The organism is Streptococcus timonensis, assembly GCF_900095845.1.
In the GTDB taxonomy this organism is placed as follows: domain Bacteria; phylum Bacillota; class Bacilli; order Lactobacillales; family Streptococcaceae; genus Streptococcus; species Streptococcus timonensis.
In genome coordinates this window covers 14,635-40,693 of the sequence record NZ_FMIX01000002.1, presented here as the reverse complement: position 1 = coordinate 40,693, position 26,059 = coordinate 14,635, and the positions used below count along the sequence as shown (strand labels likewise).

The 26,059-nt window shown below is 40.1% G+C and carries 41 protein-coding genes; all 41 read left to right on the top strand.

The window, feature by feature from the left end; translation table 11 throughout:
- Nucleotides 1-22 precede the first annotated feature (22 nt).
- Nucleotides 23-2,230: an anaerobic ribonucleoside-triphosphate reductase gene (gene nrdD / locus BQ2679_RS00555; RefSeq protein ID WP_075565070.1), complete on the top strand. Its 2,208-nt coding sequence runs from the start codon at nt 23-25 to the stop codon at nt 2,228-2,230.
- An 11-nt stretch (nt 2,231-2,241) separates the two neighbouring features.
- Nucleotides 2,242-2,382 carry a hypothetical protein gene (locus BQ2679_RS10540; protein ID WP_000521609.1) on the top strand — a complete coding sequence of 47 codons (141 nt, stop codon included), beginning with the start codon at nt 2,242-2,244 and terminating at the stop codon, nt 2,380-2,382.
- Nucleotides 2,383-2,419: 37 nt separating this feature from the next.
- Nucleotides 2,420-2,920: a GNAT family N-acetyltransferase gene (locus tag BQ2679_RS00550; protein WP_075565068.1), complete on the top strand. Its 501-nt coding sequence runs from the start codon at nt 2,420-2,422 to the stop codon at nt 2,918-2,920.
- 5 nt (nt 2,921-2,925) lie between these two features.
- Nucleotides 2,926-3,522 (top strand): anaerobic ribonucleoside-triphosphate reductase activating protein, encoded by a 597-nt coding sequence (nrdG, locus tag BQ2679_RS00545; RefSeq protein WP_075565065.1) that lies wholly within the window; start codon nt 2,926-2,928, stop codon nt 3,520-3,522.
- Complete coding sequence (locus BQ2679_RS00540; protein WP_075565063.1) at nt 3,519-4,151, top strand: uridine kinase family protein; 633 nt, start codon at nt 3,519-3,521, stop codon at nt 4,149-4,151. Before nrdG ends, BQ2679_RS00540 begins: the two co-directional genes overlap by 4 nt.
- 265 nt (nt 4,152-4,416) lie before the next feature.
- Nucleotides 4,417-4,725: a 30S ribosomal protein S10 gene (gene rpsJ / locus BQ2679_RS00535; RefSeq protein ID WP_001284511.1), complete on the top strand. Its 309-nt coding sequence runs from the start codon at nt 4,417-4,419 to the stop codon at nt 4,723-4,725.
- Nucleotides 4,726-4,807: 82 nt separating this feature from the next.
- A complete protein-coding gene (rplC, locus tag BQ2679_RS00530; RefSeq protein WP_004251088.1) occupies nt 4,808-5,434 on the top strand; it encodes a 50S ribosomal protein L3 in 627 nt (208 codons plus the stop codon).
- Between the two features lie 24 nt (nt 5,435-5,458).
- Nucleotides 5,459-6,082, top strand: a complete 624-nt coding sequence (rplD, locus tag BQ2679_RS00525) for a 50S ribosomal protein L4 (RefSeq protein ID WP_000024549.1) — start codon at nt 5,459-5,461, stop codon at nt 6,080-6,082.
- Nucleotides 6,082-6,378, top strand: a complete 297-nt coding sequence (locus tag BQ2679_RS00520) for a 50S ribosomal protein L23 (protein WP_001055347.1) — start codon at nt 6,082-6,084, stop codon at nt 6,376-6,378. Before rplD ends, BQ2679_RS00520 begins: the two co-directional genes overlap by 1 nt.
- Nucleotides 6,379-6,395: 17 nt before the next feature.
- A complete protein-coding gene (gene rplB, locus BQ2679_RS00515) occupies nt 6,396-7,229 on the top strand; it encodes a 50S ribosomal protein L2 (protein WP_000512910.1) in 834 nt (277 codons plus the stop codon).
- 102 nt (nt 7,230-7,331) lie between these two features.
- The gene (gene rpsS, locus BQ2679_RS00510; protein ID WP_000533766.1) at nt 7,332-7,613 is read left to right on the top strand and encodes a 30S ribosomal protein S19; all 282 of its coding nucleotides are present in this window, start codon (nt 7,332-7,334) and stop codon (nt 7,611-7,613) included.
- Between the two features lie 11 nt (nt 7,614-7,624).
- Complete coding sequence (gene rplV / locus BQ2679_RS00505; RefSeq protein ID WP_000818137.1) at nt 7,625-7,969, top strand: 50S ribosomal protein L22; 345 nt, start codon at nt 7,625-7,627, stop codon at nt 7,967-7,969.
- Nucleotides 7,970-7,981: 12 nt separating this feature from the next.
- Entirely contained in the window at nt 7,982-8,635 is a 654-nt protein-coding gene (gene rpsC / locus BQ2679_RS00500; RefSeq protein ID WP_000529936.1) for a 30S ribosomal protein S3, read from the top strand.
- Between the two features lie 3 nt (nt 8,636-8,638).
- Complete coding sequence (rplP, locus tag BQ2679_RS00495) at nt 8,639-9,052, top strand: 50S ribosomal protein L16 (RefSeq protein WP_000960948.1); 414 nt, start codon at nt 8,639-8,641, stop codon at nt 9,050-9,052.
- 9 nt (nt 9,053-9,061) lie between these two features.
- Complete coding sequence (gene rpmC / locus BQ2679_RS00490; protein ID WP_000772918.1) at nt 9,062-9,268, top strand: 50S ribosomal protein L29; 207 nt, start codon at nt 9,062-9,064, stop codon at nt 9,266-9,268.
- 24 nt (nt 9,269-9,292) lie between these two features.
- The gene (gene rpsQ / locus BQ2679_RS00485) at nt 9,293-9,553 is read left to right on the top strand and encodes a 30S ribosomal protein S17 (protein ID WP_000440801.1); all 261 of its coding nucleotides are present in this window, start codon (nt 9,293-9,295) and stop codon (nt 9,551-9,553) included.
- Nucleotides 9,554-9,578: 25 nt separating this feature from the next.
- Nucleotides 9,579-9,947 (top strand): 50S ribosomal protein L14, encoded by a 369-nt coding sequence (gene rplN / locus BQ2679_RS00480; protein ID WP_002928796.1) that lies wholly within the window; start codon nt 9,579-9,581, stop codon nt 9,945-9,947.
- 72 nt (nt 9,948-10,019) lie between these two features.
- Complete coding sequence (gene rplX, locus BQ2679_RS00475; RefSeq protein ID WP_000497691.1) at nt 10,020-10,325, top strand: 50S ribosomal protein L24; 306 nt, start codon at nt 10,020-10,022, stop codon at nt 10,323-10,325.
- A 23-nt stretch (nt 10,326-10,348) separates the two neighbouring features.
- A complete protein-coding gene (rplE, locus tag BQ2679_RS00470; RefSeq protein WP_000013542.1) occupies nt 10,349-10,891 on the top strand; it encodes a 50S ribosomal protein L5 in 543 nt (180 codons plus the stop codon).
- A gap of 17 nt (nt 10,892-10,908) precedes the next feature.
- Nucleotides 10,909-11,094: a type Z 30S ribosomal protein S14 gene (locus tag BQ2679_RS00465; RefSeq protein ID WP_001085699.1), complete on the top strand. Its 186-nt coding sequence runs from the start codon at nt 10,909-10,911 to the stop codon at nt 11,092-11,094.
- 213 nt (nt 11,095-11,307) lie between these two features.
- Complete coding sequence (rpsH, locus tag BQ2679_RS00460; protein WP_000245504.1) at nt 11,308-11,706, top strand: 30S ribosomal protein S8; 399 nt, start codon at nt 11,308-11,310, stop codon at nt 11,704-11,706.
- A 187-nt stretch (nt 11,707-11,893) separates the two neighbouring features.
- The gene (gene rplF, locus BQ2679_RS00455) at nt 11,894-12,430 is read left to right on the top strand and encodes a 50S ribosomal protein L6 (protein ID WP_075565061.1); all 537 of its coding nucleotides are present in this window, start codon (nt 11,894-11,896) and stop codon (nt 12,428-12,430) included.
- 82 nt (nt 12,431-12,512) lie between these two features.
- The gene (gene rplR, locus BQ2679_RS00450; RefSeq protein ID WP_004251098.1) at nt 12,513-12,869 is read left to right on the top strand and encodes a 50S ribosomal protein L18; all 357 of its coding nucleotides are present in this window, start codon (nt 12,513-12,515) and stop codon (nt 12,867-12,869) included.
- Between the two features lie 17 nt (nt 12,870-12,886).
- The gene (rpsE, locus tag BQ2679_RS00445; RefSeq protein ID WP_000874196.1) at nt 12,887-13,381 is read left to right on the top strand and encodes a 30S ribosomal protein S5; all 495 of its coding nucleotides are present in this window, start codon (nt 12,887-12,889) and stop codon (nt 13,379-13,381) included.
- A 13-nt stretch (nt 13,382-13,394) separates the two neighbouring features.
- On the top strand, nt 13,395-13,577 hold the full coding sequence (gene rpmD / locus BQ2679_RS00440) for a 50S ribosomal protein L30 (protein ID WP_006154793.1): 183 nt from the start codon (nt 13,395-13,397) through the stop codon (nt 13,575-13,577).
- Between the two features lie 144 nt (nt 13,578-13,721).
- On the top strand, nt 13,722-14,162 hold the full coding sequence (gene rplO, locus BQ2679_RS00435; RefSeq protein WP_006154715.1) for a 50S ribosomal protein L15: 441 nt from the start codon (nt 13,722-13,724) through the stop codon (nt 14,160-14,162).
- Between the two features lie 12 nt (nt 14,163-14,174).
- Nucleotides 14,175-15,485, top strand: a complete 1,311-nt coding sequence (gene secY / locus BQ2679_RS00430; RefSeq protein ID WP_075565058.1) for a preprotein translocase subunit SecY — start codon at nt 14,175-14,177, stop codon at nt 15,483-15,485.
- Nucleotides 15,486-15,640: 155 nt separating this feature from the next.
- Entirely contained in the window at nt 15,641-16,279 is a 639-nt protein-coding gene (locus BQ2679_RS00425; protein ID WP_075565056.1) for an adenylate kinase, read from the top strand.
- A 117-nt stretch (nt 16,280-16,396) separates the two neighbouring features.
- The gene (infA, locus tag BQ2679_RS00420; RefSeq protein ID WP_001029883.1) at nt 16,397-16,615 is read left to right on the top strand and encodes a translation initiation factor IF-1; all 219 of its coding nucleotides are present in this window, start codon (nt 16,397-16,399) and stop codon (nt 16,613-16,615) included.
- Between the two features lie 24 nt (nt 16,616-16,639).
- The gene (rpmJ, locus tag BQ2679_RS00415) at nt 16,640-16,756 is read left to right on the top strand and encodes a 50S ribosomal protein L36 (protein WP_001808836.1); all 117 of its coding nucleotides are present in this window, start codon (nt 16,640-16,642) and stop codon (nt 16,754-16,756) included.
- Between the two features lie 17 nt (nt 16,757-16,773).
- Entirely contained in the window at nt 16,774-17,139 is a 366-nt protein-coding gene (gene rpsM, locus BQ2679_RS00410; protein WP_075565054.1) for a 30S ribosomal protein S13, read from the top strand.
- 17 nt (nt 17,140-17,156) lie between these two features.
- A complete protein-coding gene (gene rpsK, locus BQ2679_RS00405; RefSeq protein WP_001118386.1) occupies nt 17,157-17,540 on the top strand; it encodes a 30S ribosomal protein S11 in 384 nt (127 codons plus the stop codon).
- 43 nt (nt 17,541-17,583) lie between these two features.
- Nucleotides 17,584-18,519, top strand: coding sequence for a DNA-directed RNA polymerase subunit alpha (locus tag BQ2679_RS00400; RefSeq protein ID WP_075565052.1), 936 nt, complete (start codon nt 17,584-17,586; stop codon nt 18,517-18,519).
- 11 nt (nt 18,520-18,530) lie between these two features.
- A complete protein-coding gene (rplQ, locus tag BQ2679_RS00395) occupies nt 18,531-18,917 on the top strand; it encodes a 50S ribosomal protein L17 (protein ID WP_000331493.1) in 387 nt (128 codons plus the stop codon).
- A 264-nt stretch (nt 18,918-19,181) separates the two neighbouring features.
- Nucleotides 19,182-19,448 carry an ACT domain-containing protein gene (locus BQ2679_RS00390; RefSeq protein WP_024054117.1) on the top strand — a complete coding sequence of 89 codons (267 nt, stop codon included), beginning with the start codon at nt 19,182-19,184 and terminating at the stop codon, nt 19,446-19,448.
- A gap of 9 nt (nt 19,449-19,457) precedes the next feature.
- Nucleotides 19,458-20,795: a PFL family protein gene (locus BQ2679_RS00385; RefSeq protein WP_075565050.1), complete on the top strand. Its 1,338-nt coding sequence runs from the start codon at nt 19,458-19,460 to the stop codon at nt 20,793-20,795.
- Nucleotides 20,796-21,102: 307 nt separating this feature from the next.
- Nucleotides 21,103-21,474, top strand: a complete 372-nt coding sequence (gene rnpA, locus BQ2679_RS00380) for a ribonuclease P protein component (protein ID WP_075565262.1) — start codon at nt 21,103-21,105, stop codon at nt 21,472-21,474.
- Entirely contained in the window at nt 21,449-22,264 is an 816-nt protein-coding gene (locus BQ2679_RS00375; RefSeq protein WP_167350212.1) for a YidC/Oxa1 family membrane protein insertase, read from the top strand. The genes rnpA and BQ2679_RS00375 overlap by 26 nt, the downstream gene beginning before the upstream one ends.
- 14 nt (nt 22,265-22,278) lie before the next feature.
- Nucleotides 22,279-23,253, top strand: a complete 975-nt coding sequence (gene jag, locus BQ2679_RS00370) for an RNA-binding cell elongation regulator Jag/EloR (RefSeq protein WP_075565045.1) — start codon at nt 22,279-22,281, stop codon at nt 23,251-23,253.
- A 53-nt stretch (nt 23,254-23,306) separates the two neighbouring features.
- Nucleotides 23,307-23,927: a ribonuclease P gene (locus BQ2679_RS00365; RefSeq protein ID WP_075565043.1), complete on the top strand. Its 621-nt coding sequence runs from the start codon at nt 23,307-23,309 to the stop codon at nt 23,925-23,927.
- 118 nt (nt 23,928-24,045) lie between these two features.
- Nucleotides 24,046-26,019 (top strand): transketolase, encoded by a 1,974-nt coding sequence (gene tkt / locus BQ2679_RS00360; RefSeq protein WP_075565041.1) that lies wholly within the window; start codon nt 24,046-24,048, stop codon nt 26,017-26,019.
- The last annotated feature ends 40 nt before the right edge of the window (nt 26,020-26,059 follow it).

The window sequence follows — 26,059 nt, the reverse complement described above, 5'->3', positions numbered from 1 at the left end:
CATTTTAGAAAAGAGTCTGGATATGATTGTATTGGAAGAAAAAACTGCTCCTAGTCCGACTTTATTTGTAGAAAAGCGAGACGGGAGACGAGTAGTCTTTGATGTAGAAAAAATAGAAAAGGCACTTCGTAAGGCTGCAGAAAAGGTTATGGATGTCACTCCTTTGGTAGAAAAGCGTTTGAATGGCTTGGTTGAACGGATTGTTGCTGAGATTCATAGCCGTTTTCCCAAAGACGTTAAAATATATGAAATTCAAAATATCGTAGAACATGAATTGCTAGAGGCTAGAGAATATGCTTTGGCAGAGGAGTATATCACCTATCGGACTCAGAGGGATTTTGAGCGCTCAAAAGCGACAGATATCAACTTCAGCATTCATAAGCTTCTCAGTAAAGATCAGGCGGTTGTCAATGAAAATGCCAATAAGGATAGTAATGTTTTTAACACGCAACGTGACTTGACTGCGGGGATTGTTGGGAAGTCTATTGGACTTCAAATGCTTCCTAAACATGTGGCTAATGCCCATCAAAAAGGGGATATCCACTATCATGATTTGGACTATAGTCCTTATACTTCAATGACCAACTGCTGTTTGATTGATTTCAAGGGCATGTTGGAAAATGGTTTTAAGATTGGAAATGCTGAGGTAGAGAGTCCTAAATCTATCCAAACTGCGACAGCACAGATTTCGCAAATCATCGCCAACGTTGCATCAAGTCAGTATGGAGGCTGTTCAGCAGACCGTATTGATGAAGTCTTGGCTCCTTATGCAGAGAAGAATCATCAAAAGCACCTCAAGGATGCGGAGGAATGGGTTCTGCCTGACAAGCGTGAGGAATACGCCTGGAAGAAAACGCAAAAGGACATCTATGATGCCATGCAATCTTTGGAGTATGAAATCAATACCCTCTTCACTTCAAATGGGCAAACACCATTTACCTCTCTTGGTTTCGGTCTAGGAATCAATCGTTTTGAACGTGAAATTCAAAAGGCAATTTTGAACATTCGAATCAAGGGTCTTGGCTCAGAACACCGTACAGCTATCTTCCCTAAACTCATCTTCACCCTAAAAAGAGGACTTAACTTGGAAGAGGGTTCACCTAACTACGATATCAAGCAGTTGGCTCTTGAGTGTGCAACCAAACGGATGTATCCAGACGTTTTATCTTATGATAAGATTGTCGAGTTAACAGGCTCTTTCAAGGTTCCGATGGGCTGTCGTTCATTCCTTCAAGGTTGGAAGGATGAGAATGGAGTAGAGGTTAATTCTGGCCGTATGAACCTAGGGGTCGTGACAGTCAATCTTCCTCGTATCGCTCTTGAGTCCGAAGGTGACATGGATAAGTTCTGGGAAATCTTCAACGAGCGTATGAATATCGCGGAAGATGCTCTTGTTTATCGTGTAGAGCGAACCAAGGAAGCTATTCCGGCTAACGCACCAATTCTTTATCAATACGGAGCCTTCGGACGTCGACTTGGGAAGGAAGAAAGTGTTGACCAACTCTTTAAGAATCGTCGTGCGACCATCTCTCTAGGCTATATCGGCTTGTACGAAGTGGCGACCGTTTTCTTTGGCAATCGTTGGGAAAGCAATCCAGAAGCCAAAGAATTTACACTGGATATCATTCGCGACATGAAACGTCGGGTGGAAGAGTGGTCTGACCAATACGGTTATCACTTCTCTATCTATTCGACACCATCTGAAAGTTTGACAGACCGTTTCTGTCGCTTGGATACGGAGAAATTCGGCTCTATTCCAGATATTACAGATAAAGAATACTACACAAATTCCTTCCATTATGATGTCCGCAAAAATCCAACACCTTTTGAAAAATTGGACTTTGAGAAAGTCTACCCAGAAGCGGGTGCATCTGGTGGCTTTATCCACTACTGCGAGTACCCAGTTCTCCAACAAAATCCAAAGGCTTTGGAAGCTGTGTGGGACTATGCTTATGACCGTGTAGGTTATTTAGGAACTAATACTCCGATTGACCGTTGCTACAAGTGTGATTTTGAAGGAGATTTTGAACCGACTGAGAGAGGATTTGCTTGTCCTAACTGTGGTAATAATGATCCTAAAACAGTAGACGTTGTTAAACGAACTTGTGGTTATCTTGGAAATCCACAAGCACGTCCAATGGTTAATGGACGCCACAAGGAAATTGCTGCGCGTGTCAAACATATGAACGGTTCTACTATTAAAACGGCAGGACATGAAGTAAGAAATTAGAAAGAAATAGCATGGGAAAATATCAATTAGATGATAAAGGCAAGGCCTTGGTCCAACGATTCCACGAAAAGCATTCGAAAGGTGGAGGCAATAAAAAAGACCGAGTAGCTAGCCTTAGAGAACAGTTTTTAAACAAAAACAAGAAAAAGTGAGAGTTGCCTCTCGCTTTTCTCTTAATTGGAGGTAAAAATGATACTACGCAGACCAAGATTAGCAGATAAAGAAACAGTTTTAGAGATGATGGCAGAGTTTGAACAGACTCAATCAGCCCACGATGGCGGATTTTGGGATGCTGAGAATTTTATTTATGAAGAGTGGTTGGAAAGTAATCAGAATCATGAAATGGGGATTAATTTGCCTGAAGGGTGGGTGCCTGATATTCAGTTAGTTGCTTTTTCGAGAGATAGACAAGCCGTAGGTTTTCTCAATCTGAGATTGCGTCTTAGAGACTTCTTATTGGAAGAAGGTGGTCACATTGGTTATTCCATCCGACCGTCTGAAAGAGGCAAGGGCTACGCCAAAGAGTCCCTCCAACAAGGTCTACAAATTGCCAAGGAAAAGAATATCAAACGAGCTTTAGTGACCTGTAGCACAGAAAATCCAGCAAGCCGAGCTGTTATCTTAGCTAATGGTGGGGAGTTGGAGGATGTTCGAAACGGAACGGAGCGCTATTGGATAGACTTGGAGTAGACAGCATGACATGGAATACACCAAAACCAGGCGAGTGGAAAAGTGAAGAGCTCAGTCAAGGTCGAATTATCGACTACAAGGCCTTTAACTTTGTCGATGGAGAGGGAGTGCGCAACTCCCTTTACGTAGCAGGCTGTATGTTCCACTGTGAGGGCTGTTACAACGTAGCGACCTGGTCCTTTAATGCAGGCATACCTTATACACCAGAATTGGAAGAACAAATCATGGCAGACTTAGCCCAACCCTATGTTCAAGGCTTGACTTTATTAGGAGGAGAACCCTTCATAAATACAGGAATCCTCTTGCCTCTCGTGAAACGTATACGGAAAGAATTGCCAGAAAAAGATATCTGGTCATGGACGGGATACACATGGGAAGAGATGATGTTGGAGACACCTGATAAACTGGAGCTCTTGTCAATGATTGATATCTTGGTTGATGGACGGTATGATAAAAGCAAGCGTAATCTCATGCTTCAATTCCGAGGCTCGTCCAATCAACGAATTATCGATGTACAAAAATCTCTGCAAAGTGGAAAAGTAGTTATTTGGGACAAGCTTAATGATGGGAAGCAAAGCTATGAACAGGTGAAGAGAGAATGAAGAAAAAAGACTTAATTGAAAGACTAGTATCAGAAATAGAGTCTGGAAAAGTAAAAACGCTGGGTATCTACGGCCATGGAGCTTCAGGGAAATCAACTTTTGCTCAGGAATTATATCAAGCCCTAGATTCTACTACAGTAAATTTGCTAGAAACAGATCCCTATATCACCTCAGAACGTCACCTGGTAGTACCAAAGCAAGCAACTGATCAAAAGGTGACAGCCTGTCTGCCAGTGGCGCATGAACTGGCAAGTTTGCAGAGAGACATCCTAGCCTTACAGGCGGGTATGGATGTCTTGACAATCGAAGAACCTTGGAAAGCTAGTGAAATCTTGTCTGGTTCTAAACCAATTCTGATAGTAGAAGGGATGTCTGTGGGTTTTCTACCAAAGGAACTCTTTGACAAAACTGTCTGTTTTTACACGAATGAAGAGACAGAATTAAAGAGGCGTCTAGCTCGAGATACGACTGTGAGAAATGGCGATGCATCCTTTATATTGGCTAGTCAGCAAATGAGACGAGAACAGTATCTGCAATACTATAAAGAAACCGAGTCAAAAGCGGATATCTTGATAAATCAATCAAATGATAAATTTCAGATCAAAACGAATATTATGAATATTATATAGAAGAAAAAATAAAAATTTGCTCTTCATTCATGCTTTTTTGAGATAAGGAGCGATAAGAAAACAGTTTCATTCGAAAAATTAAAAAAATCCTGTCAAATCCCTTGCAATCGCAGGGGCTTTGTGTTATTCTATTATGGTGCTGTAAATTACAGCCTTAGCTTTGATGCAAGAGGTTGCGACACGCTCGGTTGCATTGCCACGCAACGCGCGTCGGTTTTCTTGTGGAGCTAGCCTATTATCTTAAATAGACGAAAAGGAGAAAAAGATGGCAAACAAAAAAATCCGTATCCGTTTGAAAGCTTACGAACACCGTACGCTTGACACAGCGGCTGCTAAAATCGTAGAATCAGCTACTCGCACAGGTGCAGAAGTTGCAGGTCCAATCCCACTTCCAACTGAACGTAGCCTCTACACAATTATTCGTGCGACTCACAAATATAAAGACTCTCGCGAACAATTTGAAATGCGTACACACAAACGTTTGATCGATATCATCAACCCAACTCAAAAAACAGTTGACGCTTTGATGAAATTGGATCTTCCAAGTGGTGTAAACGTAGAAATCAAACTTTAATTTAAAGCTTGATACCTTGAGCATAAAAAACGCTCGTTAAAAACTTTTTGAATAAAAAATATAGAAAAGGAACTATTTTCTCATGACAAAAGGAATCTTAGGGAAAAAAGTGGGAATGACTCAAATCTTCACTGAAGCTGGCGAATTGATCCCTGTAACAGTTATCGAAGCAACTCCAAACGTTGTTCTTCAAGTTAAAACTGTTGAAACAGATGGTTACAACGCTATCCAAGTTGGTTTCGATGACAAACGCGAAGTATTGAGCAACAAACCTGCTAAAGGACATGTAGCAAAAGCTAACACGGCTCCTAAGCGCTTCATTCGTGAATTCAAAAACGTTGAAGGCTTGGAAGTTGGTGCTGAAATCACAGTTGAAACTTTCGCAGCTGGAGACATTGTTGATGTAACTGGTACATCTAAAGGTAAAGGTTTCCAAGGTGTTATCAAACGCCACGGACAATCACGTGGACCTATGGCTCACGGTTCTCGTTACCACCGTCGTCCAGGTTCTATGGGACCTGTTGCACCTAACCGCGTATTCAAAGGTAAAAACCTTGCAGGACGTATGGGTGGTGACCGCGTAACAATTCAAAACCTTGAGGTTGTACAAGTTGTTCCAGAAAAGAACGTTATCCTTATCAAAGGTAACGTACCAGGTGCTAAGAAATCTCTTATCACTATCAAGTCAGCAGTTAAAGCTGGTAAATAATAAGGAAAGGGGAATACAGTCAAAATGGCAAATGTAACATTATTCGACCAAACTGGTAAACAAGCGGGCGAAGTTGTTCTTAACGATGCAATCTTTGGTATCGAACCAAACCAATCTGTTGTGTTTGATGTGATCATCAGCCAACGTGCTAGCCTTCGTCAAGGAACTCACGCAGTTAAAAACCGCTCAGCTGTTTCAGGTGGCGGACGCAAACCATGGCGTCAAAAAGGAACTGGACGTGCTCGTCAAGGTTCTATCCGCTCTCCACAATGGCGTGGTGGTGGAATCGTCTTCGGACCAACTCCACGTAGCTATGCGTACAAACTTCCTCAAAAAGTTCGTCGCCTTGCACTTAAATCTGTTTACTCAGAAAAAGTTGCTGAAAACAAATTTGTAGCCGTTGATTCTCTTGAATTTACAGCTCCAAAAACTGCTGAATTTGCAAAAGTTCTTGCAGCTTTGAGCATCGATTCTAAAGTCCTTGTTATTCTTGAAGAAGGAAACGAATTCGCAGCTCTCTCAGCTCGTAACCTTCCAAACGTGAAAGTTGCGACTGCTACAACTGCAAGTGTTCTTGACATCGCAAATAGTGACAAACTTCTTGTTACTCAAGCAGCTATCTCTAAAATCGAGGAGGTTCTTGCATAATGAATTTGTATGATGTTATCAAAAAACCTGTTATCACTGAAAGCTCAATGGCTCAACTTGAAGCAGGGAAATATGTATTTGAAGTTGACACTCGTGCACACAAACTTTTGATCAAGCAAGCTGTTGAAGCTGCTTTCGAAGGTGTTAAAGTTGCAAATGTTAACACAATCAACGTAAAACCTAAAGCTAAACGTGTTGGACGTTACACTGGTTTTACTAACAAAACTAAAAAAGCTATCATCACTCTTACAGCTGATTCAAAAGCAATCGAGTTGTTTGCAGCTGAAGCTGAATAATCTAAGGAGGAAATATCGTGGGAATTCGTGTTTATAAACCAACAACAAACGGTCGCCGTAATATGACTTCTTTGGATTTCGCTGAAATCACAACAAGCACTCCTGAAAAATCATTGCTTGTTGCATTGAAGAGCAAGGCTGGTCGTAACAACAACGGTCGTATCACAGTTCGTCACCAAGGTGGTGGGCACAAACGTTTCTACCGTTTGGTTGACTTTAAACGTAACAAAGACAACGTTGAAGCAGTTGTTAAAACTATCGAGTACGATCCAAACCGTTCTGCAAACATCGCTCTTGTACACTACACTGACGGAGTGAAAGCATACATCATCGCTCCAAAAGGTCTTGAAGTAGGTCAACGTATCGTTTCAGGTCCAGAAGCAGATATCAAAGTCGGAAACGCTCTTCCACTTGCTAACATCCCAGTTGGTACTTTGATCCACAACATCGAATTGAAACCAGGTCGTGGTGGAGAATTGGTACGTGCTGCTGGAGCTTCTGCTCAAGTATTGGGTCAAGAAGGTAAATACGTTCTTGTTCGTCTTCAATCAGGTGAAGTTCGCATGATTCTTGGAACTTGTCGAGCTACAGTTGGTGTTGTCGGAAACGAACAACATGGACTTGTAAACCTTGGTAAAGCAGGACGTAGCCGTTGGAAAGGTATCCGCCCAACAGTTCGTGGTTCTGTAATGAACCCTAACGATCACCCACACGGTGGTGGTGAAGGTAAAGCACCAGTTGGTCGTAAAGCACCATCAACTCCATGGGGCAAACCTGCTCTTGGTCTTAAAACTCGTAACAAGAAAGCGAAATCTGACAAACTTATCGTTCGTCGTCGCAACGAGAAATAATTTAAAACTAGTCGCTTAAGCGCTAGATAATCCGCCAGCTCGGTAGCGCTCGTTGAGAGCGCAAGCCGCTGTGGTACTATATTTAAAGGAGAAAAAACAAAAATGGGACGCAGTCTTAAAAAAGGACCTTTCGTCGATGAGCATTTGATGAAAAAAGTTGAAGCTCAAGCTAACGACGAAAAGAAAAAAGTTATCAAAACTTGGTCACGTCGTTCAACGATCTTCCCAAGTTTCATTGGTTACACTATCGCAGTTTATGATGGACGTAAACACGTACCTGTTTACATCCAAGAAGACATGGTAGGTCACAAGCTTGGTGAATTTGCACCAACTCGTACTTACAAAGGTCACGCCGCAGACGACAAGAAGACACGTAGAAAATAAGGAGAACATAAATGGCAGAAATTACTTCAGCTAAAGCAATGGCTCGCACAGTACGTGTTTCACCTCGTAAATCACGTCTTGTTCTTGACAACATCCGTGGTAAAAGTGTAGCCGATGCAATCGCAATTTTGACATTCACTCCAAACAAAGCTGCTGAAATCATCTTGAAAGTTTTGAACTCAGCTGTAGCTAACGCTGAAAACAACTTTGGTTTGGATAAAGCTAACTTGGTAGTATCTGAAGCATTCGCAAATGAAGGACCAACTATGAAACGTTTCCGTCCACGTGCGAAAGGTTCAGCTTCACCAATCAACAAACGTACAGCTCACATCACTGTAGCTGTTGCAGAAAAATAAGGAGGTAAAATCGTGGGTCAAAAAGTACATCCAATTGGTATGCGTGTCGGCATCATCCGTGATTGGGATGCCAAATGGTATGCTGAAAAAGAATACGCGGATTACCTTCATGAAGATCTTGCAATCCGTAAATTCGTTCAAAAAGAACTAGCTGACGCAGCAGTTTCAACTATTGAAATCGAACGTGCAGTAAACAAAGTTAACGTTTCACTTCACACTGCTAAACCAGGTATGGTTATCGGTAAAGGTGGTGCTAACGTTGATGCACTCCGTGCAAAACTTAACAAATTGACTGGTAAACAAGTACACATCAACATCATCGAAATCAAACAACCTGATTTGGATGCTCACCTTGTTGGTGAGGGTATTGCTCGTCAATTGGAGCAACGTGTTGCTTTCCGTCGTGCACAAAAACAAGCAATCCAACGTGCAATGCGTGCTGGAGCTAAAGGAATTAAAACTCAAGTATCAGGTCGTTTGAACGGTGCAGATATCGCCCGTGCTGAAGGATACTCTGAAGGAACTGTTCCACTTCACACACTTCGTGCAGATATCGATTACGCTTGGGAAGAAGCAGACACTACATACGGTAAACTTGGTGTTAAAGTATGGATCTATCGTGGTGAAGTTCTTCCAGCTCGTAAAAACACTAAAGGAGGTAAATAACCAATGTTAGTACCTAAACGTGTTAAACACCGTCGTGAATTCCGTGGTAAAATGCGCGGTGAAGCAAAAGGTGGAAAAGAAGTAGCATTTGGTGAATACGGTCTTCAAGCTACAACTAGCCACTGGATCACTAACCGCCAAATCGAGGCTGCTCGTATCGCCATGACTCGTTACATGAAACGTGGTGGTAAAGTTTGGATTAAAATCTTCCCACACAAATCATACACAGCTAAAGCTATCGGGGTTCGTATGGGATCTGGTAAAGGGGCACCTGAAGGTTGGGTAGCACCAGTTAAACGTGGTAAAGTAATGTTTGAAGTTGCTGGTGTATCTGAAGAGATCGCTCGCGAAGCGCTTCGTCTTGCAAGCCACAAATTGCCAGTTAAATGTAAATTCGTAAAACGTGAAGCAGAATAAGGAGAAGGCATGAAACTTAATGAAGTAAAAGAATTTGTTAAAGAACTTCGTGGTCTTTCTCAAGAAGAACTCGCGAAGCGCGAAAACGAATTGAAAAAAGAATTGTTTGAACTTCGTTTCCAAGCTGCTACTGGTCAATTAGAACAAACAGCTCGCTTGAAAGAAGTTAAAAAACAAATCGCTCGTATCAAAACAGTTCAATCTGAAGCGAAATAATAGACTAGGGAAGGAGAAATTTCAATGGAACGCAATAATCGTAAAGTTCTTGTTGGACGTGTTGTATCTGACAAAATGGACAAGACAATCACAGTTGTAGTTGAAACAAAACGTAACCACCCAGTCTATGGTAAACGTATTAACTACTCTAAAAAATACAAAGCACATGATGAAAACAATGTTGCCAAAGAAGGCGATATCGTACGTATCATGGAAACTCGCCCGCTTTCAGCTACAAAACGCTTCCGTCTTGTAGAAGTTGTTGAAGAAGCGGTAATCATCTAATCAAACCTGAAAGGAGAAAACTGAAATGATTCAAACAGAAACTCGTTTGAAAGTCGCAGACAACAGCGGTGCTCGCGAAATCTTGACTATCAAAGTTCTTGGTGGTTCAGGACGTAAATTTGCAAACATCGGTGATGTTATTGTGGCATCTGTAAAACAAGCTACTCCTGGTGGTGCGGTTAAAAAAGGTGACGTTGTTAAAGCAGTTATCGTTCGTACTAAATCAGGTGCTCGTCGTGCTGATGGTTCATACATCAAATTTGACGAAAACGCAGCAGTTATCATCCGTGACGACAAAACTCCTCGCGGAACACGTATCTTTGGCCCAGTTGCACGTGAATTGCGTGAAGGTGGCTTCATGAAGATCGTGTCACTTGCTCCAGAAGTACTTTAATCAATAAAAACAAACACAGTCCCCTGGCCTAGCCAGGGTGCCCATTGGGCGTAAGAATAAAAGGAGAAAAAAATGTTTGTAAAAAAAGGCGACAAAGTTCGCGTAATCGCTGGTAAAGATAAGGGAACAGAAGCTGTTGTCCTTACTGCCCTTCCAAAAGTAAACAAAGTTATCGTTGAGGGTGTTAACATCGTTAAGAAACACCAACGTCCAACTAACGAACTTCCTCAAGGTGGTATCATCGAGAAGGAAGCGGCTATCCACGTATCAAACGTTCAAGTTTTGGACAAAAATGGTGTAGCTGGTCGTGTTGGTTACAAATTTGTAGACGGTAAAAAAGTTCGCTACAACAAAAAATCAGGCGAAGTGCTTGATTAATCACGAAGGAAAGGAGAAGTATAATGGCAAATCGTTTAAAAGAAAAATATCTTAATGAAGTAGTTCCTGCTTTGACAGAACAATTTAACTACTCATCAGTGATGGCTGTTCCTAAAGTGGATAAGATCGTTTTGAACATGGGTGTTGGTGAAGCAGTATCAAACGCTAAAAGCCTTGAAAAAGCTGCTGAAGAATTGGCGCTTATCTCAGGTCAAAAACCACTTATCACTAAAGCTAAAAAATCTATCGCCGGCTTCCGTCTTCGTGAAGGTGTTGCGATCGGTGCAAAAGTTACCCTTCGTGGTGAACGTATGTACGAATTCTTGGATAAATTGGTTTCAGTATCACTTCCACGTGTACGTGACTTCCACGGTGTACCAACAAAATCATTTGACGGACGCGGAAACTACACACTTGGTGTGAAAGAGCAATTGATTTTCCCAGAAATCAACTTTGATGACGTTGACAAAACTCGCGGTCTTGACATCGTTATCGTAACTACTGCTAACACTGACGAAGAGTCACGTGCATTGCTTACAGGCCTTGGAATGCCTTTTGCAAAATAATATAGGAGGTATAACTAATGGCTAAAAAATCTATGATTGCTAAGAACAAACGCCCAGCGAAGTTCTCTACTCAAGCATACACTCGCTGTGAACGTTGTGGACGTCCACACTCAGTTTACCGCAAGTTTAAACTTTGCCGTGTTTGCTTCCGTGAATTGGCATATAAAGGTCAAATCCCTGGTGTAACAAAAGCATCTTGGTAATATCATGATACAAAGAGCGTAACAACCCCAGTAAAAATAGGAGATTTAGTGCAGGATCGATGCTCCAAGACAAATCTATCTTTTTTGCCCAGGTTGTAGCTCGTGTTCAAATGAGTATGCTCTCGTTTGCAAGTATCAAAACTTTCTGAGCCTAGCTCAAACATTAACTAGCAAGTGCAACTTGCAAACTACTAGTAAGAGGAGAAAAATAAAATGGTTATGACTGATCCAATCGCAGACTTCTTAACTCGTATTCGTAACGCTAACCAAGCAAAACACGAAGTACTTGAAGTACCTGCATCAAACATCAAAAAAGGGATTGCTGAAATCCTTAAACGCGAAGGTTTTGTAAAGAACGTAGAAATCATCGAAGATGACAAACAAGGCATCATCCGTGTATTCCTTAAATACGGACCAAACGGTGAAAAAGTTATCACTAACTTGAAACGTGTTTCTAAACCAGGACTTCGTGTCTACAAAAAACGTGAAGATCTTCCAAAAGTACTTAACGGTCTTGGAATTGCTATCCTTTCAACTTCAGAAGGTTTGCTTACTGATAAAGAAGCTCGCCAAAAGAATGTTGGTGGTGAGGTTATCGCTTACGTTTGGTAATATTTAGCTCCCGATTTCGTTGTGACTCTTCGTTATCGTCTCTTGCTTAACCCAAAGTTATGCCTGAGAGGCGATGCCTCGATTCACTTTGAAATTGAAATCTAAATGTTCCTTTAAATCGAGAAATCGATTTAACCCCGTGAAAACTGGCCTTTATGGCCTGACAATTTAACAGGAGAATAAAAACATGTCACGTATTGGTAATAAAGTTATCGTGTTGCCTGCTGGTGTTGAACTCACTAACAATGACAACGTTGTAACTGTAAAAGGACCTAAAGGAGAACTTACTCGTGAGTTCTCAAAAGATATTGAAATCCGTGTGGAAGGTACTGAAGTAACTCTTCACCGTCCAAACGATTCAAAAGAAATGAAAACTATCCACGGAACTACTCGTGCACTTTTGAACAACATGGTTATTGGTGTTTCAGAAGGATTCAAGAAAGAACTTGAAATGCGTGGGGTTGGTTACCGTGCTCAACTTCAAGGAAACAAACTTGTTTTGGCTGTTGGTAAATCACATCCAGATGAAGTTGAAGCTCCAGCAGGAATTACTTTTGAACTTCCAAACCCAACGACTATCGTTATCAGCGGAATTTCAAAAGAAGTAGTTGGTCAAACAGCTGCTTACGTACGTAGCCTTCGTTCACCAGAACCATACAAAGGTAAAGGTATCCGTTACGTTGGCGAATATGTTCGTCTTAAAGAAGGTAAAACTGGTAAATAATCTTGAGTGGTTGATTTTCAACCACCCTGGTATTTTCCAACTTTGTGCATAGCACACAATTAAAACTAAAGAGGTGAAAACTGTGATTTCTAAACCAGATAAAAACAAACTCCGTCAGAAACGCCACCGTCGCGTTCGCGGAAAACTCTCTGGAACTGCTGATCGCCCACGTTTGAACGTATTCCGTTCTAATACAGGCATCTACGCTCAAGTTATTGATGACGTAGCGGGTGTAACGCTCGCAAGTGCTTCAACTCTTGACAAAGAAGTTTCAAAAGGAACTAAAACTGAACAAGCCGTTGCTGTCGGTAAACTCGTTGCAGAACGTGCAAGTGCTAAAGGTATTTCAGAAGTGGTGTTCGACCGCGGTGGATATCTATATCACGGACGTGTGAAAGCTTTGGCTGATGCAGCTCGTGAAAACGGATTGAAATTCTAATAGGAGGACACTAGAAAATGGCATTTAAAGACAATGCAGTTGAATTTGAAGAACGCGTAGTTGCTGTTAACCGTGTTACAAAAGTTGTTAAAGGTGGACGCCGTCTACGTTTTGCAGCTCTTGTAGTTGTTGGTGACCACAATGGTCGCGTAGGATTTGGTACTGGTAAAGCTCAAGAAGTTCCAGAAGCAATCCGTAAAGCAGTAGACGATGCTAAGAAAAACTTGATCGAAGTTCCTATGGTTGGAACAACAATCCCACATGAAGTTCTTTCAGAATTCGGTGGAGCTAAAGTATTGTTGAAACCAGCTGTAGAAGGTTCTGGAGTTGCCGCAGGTGGTGCGGTTCGTGCCGTTGTGGAATTAGCAGGTGTTGCTGATATTACATCTAAATCACTTGGCTCTAACACTCCAATCAACATTGTTCGTGCAACTGTTGAAGGTTTGAAACAATTGAAACGCGCTGAAGAAGTTGCTGCCCTACGTGGTATCTCAGTTTCTGATTTGGCATAAGAAAGGGGATAAAATGGCTCAAATTAAAATTACTTTGACTAAGTCTCCAATCGGACGCATTCCATCACAACGTAAAACTGTTGTAGCACTTGGACTTGGCAAATTGAACAGCTCTGTTATTAAAGAAGATAACGCTGCAATCCGTGGTATGATCACTGCAGTATCTCACTTGGTAACAGTTGAAGAAGTAAAATAATAATATTTAGGGGATGTGCATCTACTCATCCCCTAAAACTAGATATAGTCATTTTAGATGACAAACGTATAGGCGAGTTGATAAGAGAGACAACCTTTTCTTTCTTATCGGCGCTAGCATTTTACAAAAAGAGGAGAAATATAAATGAAACTTCATGAATTGAAACCTGCAGAAGGTTCTCGTAAAACACGTAACCGCGTAGGTCGTGGTACTTCATCAGGTAACGGTAAAACATCTGGTCGTGGTCAAAAAGGTCAAAAAGCTCGTAGCGGTGGCGGAGTTCGCCTTGGTTTTGAGGGTGGACAAACTCCATTGTTCCGTCGTCTTCCAAAACGTGGATTCACTAACATCAACGCTAAAGAATATGCAATTGTTAACCTTGACCAATTGAACGCCTTTGATGACGGTGCTGAAGTAACTCCAGTGGTACTTGTAGAATCAGGAATTGTTAAAGCTGAAAAATCAGGTATTAAGATTCTTGGTAACGGTGAGTTGACTAAGAAGTTGACTGTTAAAGCTGCTAAATTCTCTAAATCAGCTGAAGAAGCTATCACTGCTAAAGGTGGTTCAGTTGAAGTCATCTAAGAGAGGTGACCTATGTTTTTTAAATTACTGAAAGAAGCACTCAAAGTTAAACAAGTGCGATCAAAAATTTTATTTACAATTTTTATAGTCCTTGTATTTCGTATCGGAACTAGTATCACTGTTCCTTGGGTAAATGCCAATAGCTTAAACGCTTTGAGCGGTTTATCCTTCTTAAACATGTTAAGCTTGGTGTCAGGTAATGCCATGAAAAACTTCTCAGTTTTTGCACTTGGTGTTAGTCCTTACATTACCGCTTCAATCGTTGTTCAACTTCTACAAATGGATTTATTACCGAAGTTTGTAGAGTGGGGGAAACAAGGGGAAGTTGGTCGAAGAAAGTTAAATCAAGCAACTCGATACATTGCGCTTGTACTTGCATTTGTTCAATCTATCGGAATTACTGCTGGATTTAACGCTCTTTCAGGAGCTAAACTTTTAACTACTGCCTTGACTCCGCAAGTGTTTATTATGATTGGTATCATTTTAACTGCGGGAAGTATGATAGTAACTTGGTTGGGAGAGCAGATTACAGATAAAGGATATGGTAACGGTGTGTCAATGATCATCTTTGCCGGGATTGTTGCTTCAATTCCTGACATGATTAAAGGTATCTATGTTGATTACTTTGTCAATGTACCAAGCGATCGTTTCACTTCGTCACTAATCTTTGTTGGTATTTTAATTGTTGCAGTCTTGTTGATTATCTATTTCACAACGTACGTCCAACAAGCTGAATACAAAATCCCAATCCAATATACAAAGGTAGCACAGGGTGCACCATCTAGTTCATATCTTCCATTGAAGATAAACCCAGCTGGAGTTATTCCTGTTATCTTTGCTAGTTCCATTACAGCAGCGCCAGCGGCAATACTTCAGTTTGTAAGTGCAACTGGACTAAACTGGGAATGGGTTCGTACTGCTCAAGAGATGTTATCTACAACAGCACCTACAGGAATTGCTTTGTATGCTCTGCTAATTATTCTCTTTACTTTCTTCTATACCTTCGTACAGATTAATCCAGAGAAAGCTGCAGAAAACTTACAAAAGAGTGGAGCCTATATCCACGGTGTCCGTCCTGGTAAAGGAACAGAAGAGTATATGTCAAAACTTCTTCGTCGCCTTGCAACAGTAGGTTCACTTTTCCTTGGTGTTATTTCTATCTTACCAATTGTAGCTAAAGATTTATTTGGTCTTTCAGAAGTTGTCGCTTTTGGGGGAACAAGTTTGCTAATCATTATCTCTACAGGTATTGAAGGAATTAAGCAGTTAGAAGGATATCTATTGAAACGTAAATATGTTGGTTTCATGGATAGAACAGAATAAATGTAATAGAAATATTCATTCACTATTACTTAGAGAGTGGAGTGTAAAAATCAAAGACCTTGTCAGATTTTTTACTCCTCTCTTCTATTTTGTTTTTAAGTAAGAGTAGAAAATCTTTGTACTTCTACTTAAAAATAAAATAAGGAGATTGAATCATGAATCTTTTGATTATGGGATTACCTGGGGCAGGTAAAGGTACCCAAGCAGCAAAAATTGTAGAACAATTTAACGTTGCCCATATCTCTACAGGGGATATGTTCCGTGCAGCTATGGCCAATCAAACTGAAATGGGTGTTCTTGCTAAATCTTATATCGATAAAGGGGAGCTAGTTCCAGATGAAGTTACAAATGGTATCGTCAAAGAACGTTTGGCTCAGGATGATATTAAGGAAAAAGGATTCCTTTTGGATGGGTTCCCACGTACTATTGAACAAGCCCATGCGTTGGATCAAATTTTAGCAGATCTTGGTATTGAACTTGAAGGGGTTATTAATATTGAAGTGAACCCAGATTCCCTTTTGGAACGTTTGAGCGGTCGTATTATTCACCGTGTCACTGGAGAAACTTTCCACAAAGTATTTAACCCACCAGTTGATTACAAAGAGGAAGATTACTACCAACGTGAAGATGATAAACCAGAGACTGTTAAGCGTCGTTTAGATGTGAACATTGCTCAAGGTGAACCTATTATTGCTTACTATCGCAACAAAGGTTTAGTTCATGATATTCAAGGAAACAAGGATATTGATGAAGTCTTTGCAGATATCGAAAAAGTATTGACAAAATTGAAATAAAAGCGTTTTTCATGCTTGCAAAATGTCTCTACAAATGTTATACTGAGTTAGTCTGACTTATAATTGTTGTCTCTGTGTCTAGAGGCATCAAATCGAAATTTATGGAGGTACTTTTGCGTGGCAAAAGACGATGTGATTGAAGTTGAAGGTAAAGTAGTTGATACTATGCCGAATGCAATGTTTACGGTTGAACTTGAAAATGGACATCAGATTTTAGCAACAGTTTCTGGTAAAATTCGTAAAAACTATATTCGTATTTTAGCGGGAGATCGTGTTACTGTTGAAATGAGTCCATACGACTTGACACGTGGACGCATCACTTACCGCTTTAAATAATCGAAAAACTTGGAGGGATAAGAAATGAAAGTAAGACCATCGGTCAAACCAATTTGCGAATACTGTAAAGTAATTCGTCGTAATGGTCGTGTTATGGTAATTTGCCCAGCGAATCCAAAACACAAACAACGTCAAGGATAAGATAGAAAGGAGAAAACATGGCTCGTATTGCTGGAGTTGATATTCCAAATGACAAACGCGTAGTTATCTCATTGACTTATGTCTATGGTATCGGACTTGCAACATCTCAAAAGATTTTAGCAGCTGCTGGAATTTCAGAAGATATTCGTGTTCGTGATCTTACATCTGATCAAGAAGATGCTATCCGTCGTGAAGTGGATGCAATTAAAGTTGAAGGTGACCTTCGTCGTGAAGTGAACTTGAACATCAAACGTTTGATGGAAATCGGTTCATACCGTGGAATCCGTCACCGTCGTGGACTTCCTGTCCGTGGACAAAACACTAAAAACAACGCTCGCACTCGTAAAGGTAAAGCTGTTGCGATTGCTGGTAAGAAAAAATAATATAGGAGGTAAAAGTCTTGGCTAAACCAACACGTAAACGTCGTGTGAAGAAGAATATCGAATCTGGTATTGCTCATATTCACGCTACATTTAATAACACTATTGTTATGATTACTGATGTGCATGGTAATGCAATTTCTTGGTCATCAGCTGGTGCTCTTGGTTTCAAAGGTTCTCGTAAATCTACACCATTTGCTGCTCAAATGGCTTCAGAAGCTGCTGCTAAATCTGCACAAGAACACGGTCTTAAATCAGTTGAAGTTACTGTAAAAGGTCCAGGTTCTGGTCGTGAGTCAGCTATTCGTGCTCTTGCTGCCGCTGGTCTTGAAGTAACAGCAATTCGTGATGTGACTCCAGTGCCACACAATGGTGCTCGTCCTCCAAAACGTCGCCGTGTATAATCATTACCTTTACACTGCTTTTCGTTTAAGAGGGAGTAACTAAATGATCGAGTTTGAAAAACCAAATATAACAAAAATTGATGAAAATAAAGATTATGGCAAGTTTGTAATCGAACCACTAGAACGTGGATACGGTACAACACTTGGTAACTCTCTTCGTCGTGTACTACTTGCTTCTCTTCCAGGAGCGGCTGTTACCTCTATCGATATCGATGGTGTATTACATGAATTTGATACCATTCCAGGTGTTCGCGAAGACGTGATGCAAATCATTCTGAACATTAAAGGAATTGCGGTTAAATCTTATGTAAAAGACGAAAAGATCATTGAACTTGATGTTGAAGGACCTGCTGAAGTAACAGCTGGGGATATTTTAACTGATAGCGATATTGAAATCGTAAATCCAGATCATTATCTTTTCACAATCGGTGAGGGTTCATCGCTTAAAGCCACTATGACTGTTAATATTGGTCGTGGATATGTACCTGCTGATGAAAACAAGAGAGATAATGCACCTGTTGGAACACTTGCTGTAGATTCTATTTATACACCAGTTACAAAAGTCAACTATCAAGTTGAACCTGCTCGTGTAGGAAGCAATGATGGTTTCGACAAATTAACCCTTGAAATCTTGACAAATGGAACAATTATTCCAGAAGATGCTTTAGGGCTTTCAGCACGTATTTTGACTGAACATCTTGATTTGTTTACAAATCTTACAGAAATTGCTAAGTCAGCAGAAGTGATGAAAGAAGCAGATACTGAATCGGACGACCGTATTTTGGAACGTACGATTGAGGAACTTGATTTGTCTGTGCGTTCATATAACTGTTTGAAACGTGCTGGTATCAATACTGTGCATGATTTGACAGAAAAATCTGAAGCAGAGATGATGAAAGTAAGAAATCTTGGACGCAAGAGTTTAGAAGAAGTGAAACTCAAACTCATTGATTTGGGTCTTGGATTAAAAGATAAATAAAGGAGGAATACATGGCTTACCGTAAACTAGGACGCACTAGCTCACAACGTAAAGCAATGCTTCGCGATTTGACAACTGACCTTTTGATCAATGAATCAATCGTGACAACTGAAGCTCGTGCTAAAGAAATCCGTAAAACTGTTGAAAAAATGATTACTCTAGGTAAACGTGGTGATTTGCATGCACGTCGTCAAGCTGCTGCTTTTGTACGTAATGAAATCGCATCTGAAAACTATGATGAAGCAACTGATAAGTATACTTCTACTACAGCACTTCAAAAATTGTTCTCAGAAATCGCACCTCGTTATGCTGAGCGTAACGGTGGATACACTCGTATCCTTAAGACTGAACCACGTCGTGGTGATGCAGCGCCAATGGCGATCATCGAATTAGTATAAAATCATCAATTTTGTTGAGTGTTATGATGATGGAGCCGTGTGGCTCTTAGTCTAGCTCTGGTCTACCGCTAGGATTTATATCCTAGCGGGAACACTCATCATAAGATGATAGGGTAGACGCTTGTTTACGAAATTGTTTTTAGCTTAAGAACAATTTCGTAAGCAGGCGTTTTTAAGTTTTTTTGAAGTAAATGTGCTATACTGAGAAAAAAGAAAAATTTAGATATGGTTATTTTTCGATGATTTCAAAGATGGAGGAACAATATGAAAGCTATTATAACTGTTGTCGGAAAAGATAAGGGTGGTATTGTTGCAGGTGTTGCGACTAAGATTGCTGAATTAGGATTAAATATTGATGATATTTCACAAACTGTCTTGGATGAGTTCTTTACCATGATGGCTGTAGTATCCAGTGATGAAAAACAAGATTTTACTCAACTAAGAAATGAGTTTGAAGCCTTTGGCCAGACCTTGAATGTTAAAATTAATATTCAAAGTGCAGCAATTTTCGATGCTATGTATAATATCTAGGAGGCGTTTATGGATATTAGACAAGTTACCGAAACAATTGCAATGATTGAAGAGCAAAATTTCGATATTCGTACCATTACCATGGGTATTTCGCTCTTGGATTGTATTGATCCAGATATTGATAAGGCTGCAGATAAAATATATAAAAAAATTACTACTAAGGCGGCTAATTTAGTTGCTGTCGGTGATGAAATCTCTGCTGAGTTAGGTATACCCATTGTCAATAAACGTGTATCAGTAACACCAATCTCCCTAATTGGTGCTGCTACAGATGCAACAGACTATGTACCGTTAGCCAAAGCTTTGGATAGAGCAGCAAAAGAAATTGGTGTTGATTTTATTGGAGGCTTTTCTGCCTTAGTTCAAAAAGGCTATCAAAAAGGTGATGAAATCCTCATAAACTCGATTCCACGTGCTTTAGCTGAAACTGATAAAGTTTGTTCTTCAGTAAATATTGGATCAACTAAGTCTGGAATCAATATGACCGCAGTTGCTGATATGGGACGAATCATTAAGGAAACTGCTAATCTTTCTGATATGGGAGTTGCTAAATTAGTCGTTTTTGCCAATGCAGTTGAAGACAATCCCTTTATGGCAGGAGCTTTTCATGGAGTTGGCGAAGCTGATGTTATTATTAATGTCGGTGTGTCAGGTCCTGGTGTAGTCAAACGTGCCTTAGAGAAAGTTCGTGGCCAAAGCTTTGATGTAGTAGCTGAGACTGTTAAGAAGACAGCTTTCAAGATTACTCGAATAGGTCAATTAGTTGGACAGATGGCTAGCGAAAGACTAGGTGTTGATTTTGGTATTGTTGATTTAAGTTTAGCTCCGACTCCAGCAGTTGGGGACTCTGTAGCTCGAGTTCTGGAAGAAATGGGGCTTGAAACAGTTGGGACTCATGGGACCACTGCCGCTTTAGCTCTTTTAAATGACCAAGTAAAAAAAGGCGGAGTGATGGCTTGCAACCAAGTTGGCGGTCTGTCAGGTGCTTTTATCCCAGTTTCAGAAGATGAGGGTATGATAACAGCAGTGCAGAATGGTTCTCTCAATCTTGAAAAATTAGAAGCTATGACTGCTATCTGTTCAGTTGGTTTGGATATGATTGCTATCCCTGAAGATACACCTGCCGAAACCATTGCGGCTATGATCGCTGACGAGGCAGCAATTGGTGTCATTAATATGAAAACAACGGCTGTTCGTATCATTCCAAAAGGCCAAGAAGGCGATATGATTGAGTTTGGCGGCTTGCTGGGTACAGCTCCAGTTATGAAAGTCAATGGGGCTTCATCAGCTGACTTCATTGCTCGTGGAGGTCAAATTCCAGCTCCAATTCATAGTTTTAAAAATTAATAAAAAAGTGAAATGGTTTAAGGTCAATTTAAGGATAAGCGTGTATACTATAATCATTAAATAAAGACCTCCTAACTTTATTTAATAGAAATCCTAAACTTTTTCATAATAATCTCCTACAAAAGCCGCTCGTAAGAGTGGCTTTTGTTTTGTATTTTCAAAAAAAGTAGGAAAATGTCATTTATTCTGGTTAATTTTTTTAAAATGGTTACTTTTTGTAGTCAAAGTAGTCTAAAACCTTGCCATGATTGGCTTTTTGAAAAATTATGGTATAATAGTAGTAGTTTTATTAGATGGAGTAGGATTTTTGAGAAAAAGCTTTCGTGTAAAAAAAGAGAAAGATTTTAATGCAATATTCCAAGAAGGGAAAAGTGTAGCTAATCGTAAATTTGTTGTTTACCGATTAGAAAACAGTGAGCAACATTTTAGAGTTGGTTTATCTGTCAGCAAAAAATTAGGAAATGCTGTGACGAGGAACCAAATTAAAAGAAGAATTCGTCATGTTCTGATTACACATAAGGATCAGATAATCGAGAATCTTGATTTTGTTGTAATTGCCCGCAAAGGTGTAGAAGAAATGAACTACACTGAGCTAGAGAAAAACCTACTACATGTACTGAGATTAGCAAATATATACCAGGAAGGAAATGAGAGTGAAGAAGAAATTACAATTGACTAGTTTGTTAGGTTTGTCCTTGTTGGTAATGACTGCTTGTACAACTAGTGAAGTGTCTGCTGATTCGACAGACTTTTGGAGTAGACTTGTTTATTTTTTTGCTGAAACCATTCGTTTTTTGTCATTTGATGTAAGTATTGGTCTAGGGATTATTCTGTTCACAGTCTTGATCAGAACAATACTATTACCAGTTTTTCAAACACAAATGGTGGCATCCAGAAAAATGCAAGAGGCGCAACCTCTTATAAAAGAATTACGCGAGCGTTACCCGGGTCGCGATATGGAAAGTCGTACCAAGCTGGATCAGGAAACACGTAAACTATTTAAAGAATTAGGCATAAAGCAATCTGCATCATTTTGGCCACTCTTGATTCAAATGCCAATTCTATTGGCTCTTTTCCAAGCTTTATCAAACGTAGATTTTTTGAAGACTGGCCATTTCTTGTGGTTCAATCTAGGTGGAGCTGATACAACTTTCGTATTACCTATTTTGGCTGCCCTATTTACCTTCCTCAGTAGTTGGCTTTCTAACAAATCCTTGCCTGAGAAAAACGGTGCCATGACGGGTATGATGTATGGGATGCCTGTTATAATCTTCTTTTTTGCAATATCTGCTCCAAGTGGTGTTGCTCTTTACTGGGCAGTTTCAAATGCTTACCAAGTATTGCAAACCTATATTTTGAACAATCCTTTCAAGATTATTGCTGAACGCGAAGCCGGGGTTCAAGCTAAGAAAGATCTAGAAATTAAGAAAAGAAAAGCTTTGAAAAAAGCGCAGAAAAAGAAAAAGTAAGGAGGAATCTAGTAATGGTATTATTTACAGGTTCAACTGTTGAAGAAGCAATCCAGAATGGATTAAACGAATTAGAAATTCCTAGAATGAAAGCTCATATCAAAGTTATTTCTAGAGAGAAAAAAGGTTTTTTAGGTCTCTTTGGTAAGAAACCAGCCCAGGTTGATATTGAGCCAATCAGTGAGACAACTGTCGTAAAAGCTAATCAGCAAGCTATCAAAGGTGTTCCAAAAGAAATCAATGAACAAAATGAACCCGTTAAAACAGTGAGTGAAGCAACAGTTGACTTAGGTCATGTGGTTGAAGCTATTAAGAAAATTGAAGAAGAAGGTCAAGGGGTTTCTGACGAAGTTAAGGCTGAAATTTTGAAAAACGATAAAGAAGCTAGCACTATTTTGGAAGAAACTGGACATATCGAAATTTTGAAAGATTTGCAACCTGAAGAAGTTGAAGAACAATCAGAAGCTAACCAAGTTACGGAAGCTGATGAGAACTCTAATCTTGAGGACCTTGGCATTCAGGTAGAGGCAACCTATGATATAGATCACGTCGTTGAAGATGTTACTGGTTATGTTCAAGGAATCATTGATGATATGGATGTTGAAGGGACCATTTCAAGCACTTCTAATCGTCGTTCAATCAATATGCAGATTGATACAAATGAGCCAGGGCGTATCATTGGATACCATGGTAAAGTTTTGAAATCTCTTCAACTTTTGGCACAAAATTATCTTTATAACCGTTATTCAAAAACTTTCTACATCACCATCAATGTTAATGATTATGTAGAGCATCGTGCAGAAGTTTTACAGAGTTATGCTCAAAAATTAGCGACACGAGTTCTTGAAGAAGGGCGTAGTCAAATGACAGATCCGATGTCAAGTAGTGAACGAAAAATTATCCACCGTATTATTTCACGTATGGAGGGACTCACTAGTTATTCAGAAGGTGACGAACCGAACCGTTACGTAGTTGTCGATACAGAGTAAAATAGAAATAAAAATCAGGGTTTCCCTGATTTTTCTAATATAGAAGGAAGCAAATGAGAGAAATAAAGGATTATCTTATTCACGAAGGAGAGCAGTATCGGAGTCCTGAGAAGGCTGGGGATGCCAAAGATAGAATGCTATCTCTAAGAAAAAAAGGTCAGGTGGCACGAAAAACATTTACTCAAATAGCCAAACTTTTTCAAGAAATGCATTCTGATTGGAACTTGCATCCAACAAGTCAGTGGATGAATCAAGCTCAACGTCTTCGCCCTCATTTTTGGGCCTATTTACAGGCAGATGGATCAGTTGCAGAGCCAATGCTAGCACTCCGTTTATACGGAAATACGAATAATTTTGGGATTTCCCTTGAAGTCAGCTTTATTGAAAGGAAGAGGGATGAGAATTCATTAATGAAACAAGCAAAGGTATTGACTATTCCAGTGGCCCAAGGGGTATATTATTGGGTTCAGGAAAATGGTGAGAGCTATAGAATAGAAGCTACTGAAGAAAATAGAAACTTCTTACAGAGTCAGCTGGATAGTCGTAGGATTCGTAAAGTATTAGTTAAGACCAATGTTCCTATTAGTTCTGAAACTAGAATTGAAGCGTTACTAGTAGATTTAGAAAAAGCTTATCAGAGGTTATTGCCCTACTATCAAGCTACTAGGAGTTAGGCTCTTCGGGCTAGCCATTTTATAGTAAATTGTATTATTGCTATTCTATCTGTTTTTTCATATAATAGTAGAATAGGGTATGTGATAAACTTATCACCTTAAATAGAAAGGAAATTCTATGTCAAATCTATCTGTTAATGCTATTCGTTTCTTAGGTATTGACGCTATTAATAAAGCTAATTCAGGTCACCCAGGGGTGGTTATGGGTGCAGCTCCGATGGCTTACAATCTTTTTACAAAAAATCTTCGTATCAATCCAGCACAGCCAAACTGGATCAACCGTGACCGTTTTATTCTTTCAGCAGGTCATGGATCAATGCTCCTCTATGCTCTTCTTCACCTATCTGGATTTGAAGATGTAAACATGGATGAAGTGAAGAACTTCCGTCAATGGGGCTCAAAAACCCCAGGGCATCCAGAGTTCGGTCATACAGCAGGAGTCGATGCGACTACAGGTCCTCTTGGACAAGGAATTGCGACTGCGACAGGTTTTGCACAAGCAGAACGTTTCTTAGCAGCCAAATATAATCGTGAAGGGTACAATATCTTTGATCATTATACTTATGTGATCTGTGGAGATGGGGACTTGATGGAAGGTGTATCAAGTGAAGCAGCTTCATACGCAGGTTTGCAAAAACTAGACAAGTTGATTGTTCTCTACGATTCAAATGACATTAACTTAGATGGTGAAACAAAAGATTCATTTACAGAAAATGTTCGCGCTCGTTACGATGCTTATGGTTGGCATACAGTTTTAGTAAAAGATGGGACAGACTTAGAAGCTATTCAAGCAGCTATCGATGAAGCTAAGGCTTCAGGTAAACCATCATTGATTGAAGTTAAAACAATCATTGGTTATGGTTCTCCTAATAAGCAAGGGACAAATGGAGTACACGGTGCTCCTCTTGGTGCTGATGAAACTGCAGCAACCCGTCAAGCGCTTGGTTGGGACTATGAGCCTTTTGAAATCCCAGCGGAAGTTTATGCAGACTTCAAAGAAAATGTGGCGGACCGAGGTACTGAAGCATACCAAACTTGGACAAAACTTGTTGCTGCTTATAAGGAAACTTACCCAGAACTGGCAGCAGAAGTGGAAGCAATCATTGATGGATGTGATCCAGTTGAATTGAAGCCAGAAGATTTCCCAGCCTTAGAAAATGATTTCTCTCAAGCAACTCGTAATTCTAGCCAAGATGCTTTGAATGTTATAGCAGAAAAAATGCCAAACTTTTTAGGTGGTTCTGCCGATCTTGCTCATTCAAATATGACTTATATTAAGACTGATGGTCTTCAAGACGATGCGAATCGTTTGAATCGCAATATCCAATTCGGTGTTCGTGAATTTGCCATGGGTACAGTTTTGAACGGGATGGCTCTCCATGGTGGACTTCGAGTTTATGGTGGAACATTCTTTGTCTTCTCTGACTACTTGAAAGCTGCTGTACGCTTGTCAGCATTACAAGGTCTTCCTGTAACCTATGTCCTTACTCATGATTCTATTGCGGTCGGTGAAGATGGACCAACTCATGAACCTATTGAACATTTAGCAGGTCTTCGTGCTATTCCAAACCTTAATGTTTTCCGTCCAGCAGATGCACGTGAAACACAAGCAGCTTGGTATTTGGCTACGAAAAGCAAAACTACACCAACAGCTTTGGTTTTATCGCGTCAAAACTTGACTGTAGAAGAAGGAACAGACTTTAACAAGGTTGCTAAGGGAGCCTATGTTGTATACGAAAACGCAGCAGATTTTGACACTATCTTGATTGCAACGGGTTCAGAAGTGAATCTTGCAGTTTCTGCAGCTAAAGAATTAGCAGGTCAAGGTGGTAAGGTGCGCGTGGTAAGTATGCCTTCAACGGATGTTTTTGATGTTCAAGATGCAGCTTATAAAGAAGAAATCCTACCAAATACAGTTCGTCGTCGCGTAGCAATTGAGATGGGTGCTAGCCAAAACTGGTATAAATATGTTGGGCTTGATGGCTATGTTCTTGGTATCGATAGCTTTGGGGCATCCGCTCCAGCACCAAAAGTTTTAGCAGAATACGGCTTTACCGTTGAGAATCTTGTAAATATTGTTAAAAACTTGTAATGAGAAAAATCAGGGCTTTGCTCTGATTTTTTCTTCTGAT

Excerpts from the sequence above, each read along its gene's own strand:
- rplO (WP_006154715.1), top strand. The coding sequence starts at position 13,722 with ATGAAACTTCATGAATTGAAACCTGCAGAAGGTTCTCGTAAAACACGT.
- rpsJ (WP_001284511.1), top strand. The coding sequence starts at position 4,417 with ATGGCAAACAAAAAAATCCGTATCCGTTTGAAAGCTTACGAACACCGT.
- rplF (WP_075565061.1), top strand. The coding sequence starts at position 11,894 with ATGTCACGTATTGGTAATAAAGTTATCGTGTTGCCTGCTGGTGTTGAA.
- tkt (WP_075565041.1), top strand. The coding sequence starts at position 24,046 with ATGTCAAATCTATCTGTTAATGCTATTCGTTTCTTAGGTATTGACGCT.
- BQ2679_RS00465 (WP_001085699.1), top strand. The coding sequence starts at position 10,909 with ATGGCTAAAAAATCTATGATTGCTAAGAACAAACGCCCAGCGAAGTTC.
- rpmD (WP_006154793.1), top strand. The coding sequence starts at position 13,395 with ATGGCTCAAATTAAAATTACTTTGACTAAGTCTCCAATCGGACGCATT.
- BQ2679_RS00425 (WP_075565056.1), top strand. The coding sequence starts at position 15,641 with ATGAATCTTTTGATTATGGGATTACCTGGGGCAGGTAAAGGTACCCAA.
- rplN (WP_002928796.1), top strand. The coding sequence starts at position 9,579 with ATGATTCAAACAGAAACTCGTTTGAAAGTCGCAGACAACAGCGGTGCT.
- jag (WP_075565045.1), top strand. The coding sequence starts at position 22,279 with ATGGTATTATTTACAGGTTCAACTGTTGAAGAAGCAATCCAGAATGGA.
- rplX (WP_000497691.1), top strand. The coding sequence starts at position 10,020 with ATGTTTGTAAAAAAAGGCGACAAAGTTCGCGTAATCGCTGGTAAAGAT.
- rpsM (WP_075565054.1), top strand. The coding sequence starts at position 16,774 with ATGGCTCGTATTGCTGGAGTTGATATTCCAAATGACAAACGCGTAGTT.
- BQ2679_RS00365 (WP_075565043.1), top strand. The coding sequence starts at position 23,307 with ATGAGAGAAATAAAGGATTATCTTATTCACGAAGGAGAGCAGTATCGG.
- BQ2679_RS00385 (WP_075565050.1), top strand. The coding sequence starts at position 19,458 with ATGGATATTAGACAAGTTACCGAAACAATTGCAATGATTGAAGAGCAA.
- BQ2679_RS00520 (WP_001055347.1), top strand. The coding sequence starts at position 6,082 with ATGAATTTGTATGATGTTATCAAAAAACCTGTTATCACTGAAAGCTCA.
- rplQ (WP_000331493.1), top strand. The coding sequence starts at position 18,531 with ATGGCTTACCGTAAACTAGGACGCACTAGCTCACAACGTAAAGCAATG.
- rplV (WP_000818137.1), top strand. The coding sequence starts at position 7,625 with ATGGCAGAAATTACTTCAGCTAAAGCAATGGCTCGCACAGTACGTGTT.
- rpsQ (WP_000440801.1), top strand. The coding sequence starts at position 9,293 with ATGGAACGCAATAATCGTAAAGTTCTTGTTGGACGTGTTGTATCTGAC.
- rpmC (WP_000772918.1), top strand. The coding sequence starts at position 9,062 with ATGAAACTTAATGAAGTAAAAGAATTTGTTAAAGAACTTCGTGGTCTT.
- rplE (WP_000013542.1), top strand. The coding sequence starts at position 10,349 with ATGGCAAATCGTTTAAAAGAAAAATATCTTAATGAAGTAGTTCCTGCT.
- BQ2679_RS00540 (WP_075565063.1), top strand. The coding sequence starts at position 3,519 with ATGAAGAAAAAAGACTTAATTGAAAGACTAGTATCAGAAATAGAGTCT.
- BQ2679_RS00550 (WP_075565068.1), top strand. The coding sequence starts at position 2,420 with ATGATACTACGCAGACCAAGATTAGCAGATAAAGAAACAGTTTTAGAG.
- nrdD (WP_075565070.1), top strand. The coding sequence starts at position 23 with ATGATTGTATTGGAAGAAAAAACTGCTCCTAGTCCGACTTTATTTGTA.
- nrdG (WP_075565065.1), top strand. The coding sequence starts at position 2,926 with ATGACATGGAATACACCAAAACCAGGCGAGTGGAAAAGTGAAGAGCTC.
- rpmJ (WP_001808836.1), top strand. The coding sequence starts at position 16,640 with ATGAAAGTAAGACCATCGGTCAAACCAATTTGCGAATACTGTAAAGTA.
- BQ2679_RS10540 (WP_000521609.1), top strand. The coding sequence starts at position 2,242 with ATGGGAAAATATCAATTAGATGATAAAGGCAAGGCCTTGGTCCAACGA.
- BQ2679_RS00390 (WP_024054117.1), top strand. The coding sequence starts at position 19,182 with ATGAAAGCTATTATAACTGTTGTCGGAAAAGATAAGGGTGGTATTGTT.
- rpsS (WP_000533766.1), top strand. The coding sequence starts at position 7,332 with ATGGGACGCAGTCTTAAAAAAGGACCTTTCGTCGATGAGCATTTGATG.
- rpsE (WP_000874196.1), top strand. The coding sequence starts at position 12,887 with ATGGCATTTAAAGACAATGCAGTTGAATTTGAAGAACGCGTAGTTGCT.
- rplP (WP_000960948.1), top strand. The coding sequence starts at position 8,639 with ATGTTAGTACCTAAACGTGTTAAACACCGTCGTGAATTCCGTGGTAAA.
- rplC (WP_004251088.1), top strand. The coding sequence starts at position 4,808 with ATGACAAAAGGAATCTTAGGGAAAAAAGTGGGAATGACTCAAATCTTC.
- secY (WP_075565058.1), top strand. The coding sequence starts at position 14,175 with ATGTTTTTTAAATTACTGAAAGAAGCACTCAAAGTTAAACAAGTGCGA.
- BQ2679_RS00400 (WP_075565052.1), top strand. The coding sequence starts at position 17,584 with ATGATCGAGTTTGAAAAACCAAATATAACAAAAATTGATGAAAATAAA.
- rpsH (WP_000245504.1), top strand. The coding sequence starts at position 11,308 with ATGGTTATGACTGATCCAATCGCAGACTTCTTAACTCGTATTCGTAAC.
- rplD (WP_000024549.1), top strand. The coding sequence starts at position 5,459 with ATGGCAAATGTAACATTATTCGACCAAACTGGTAAACAAGCGGGCGAA.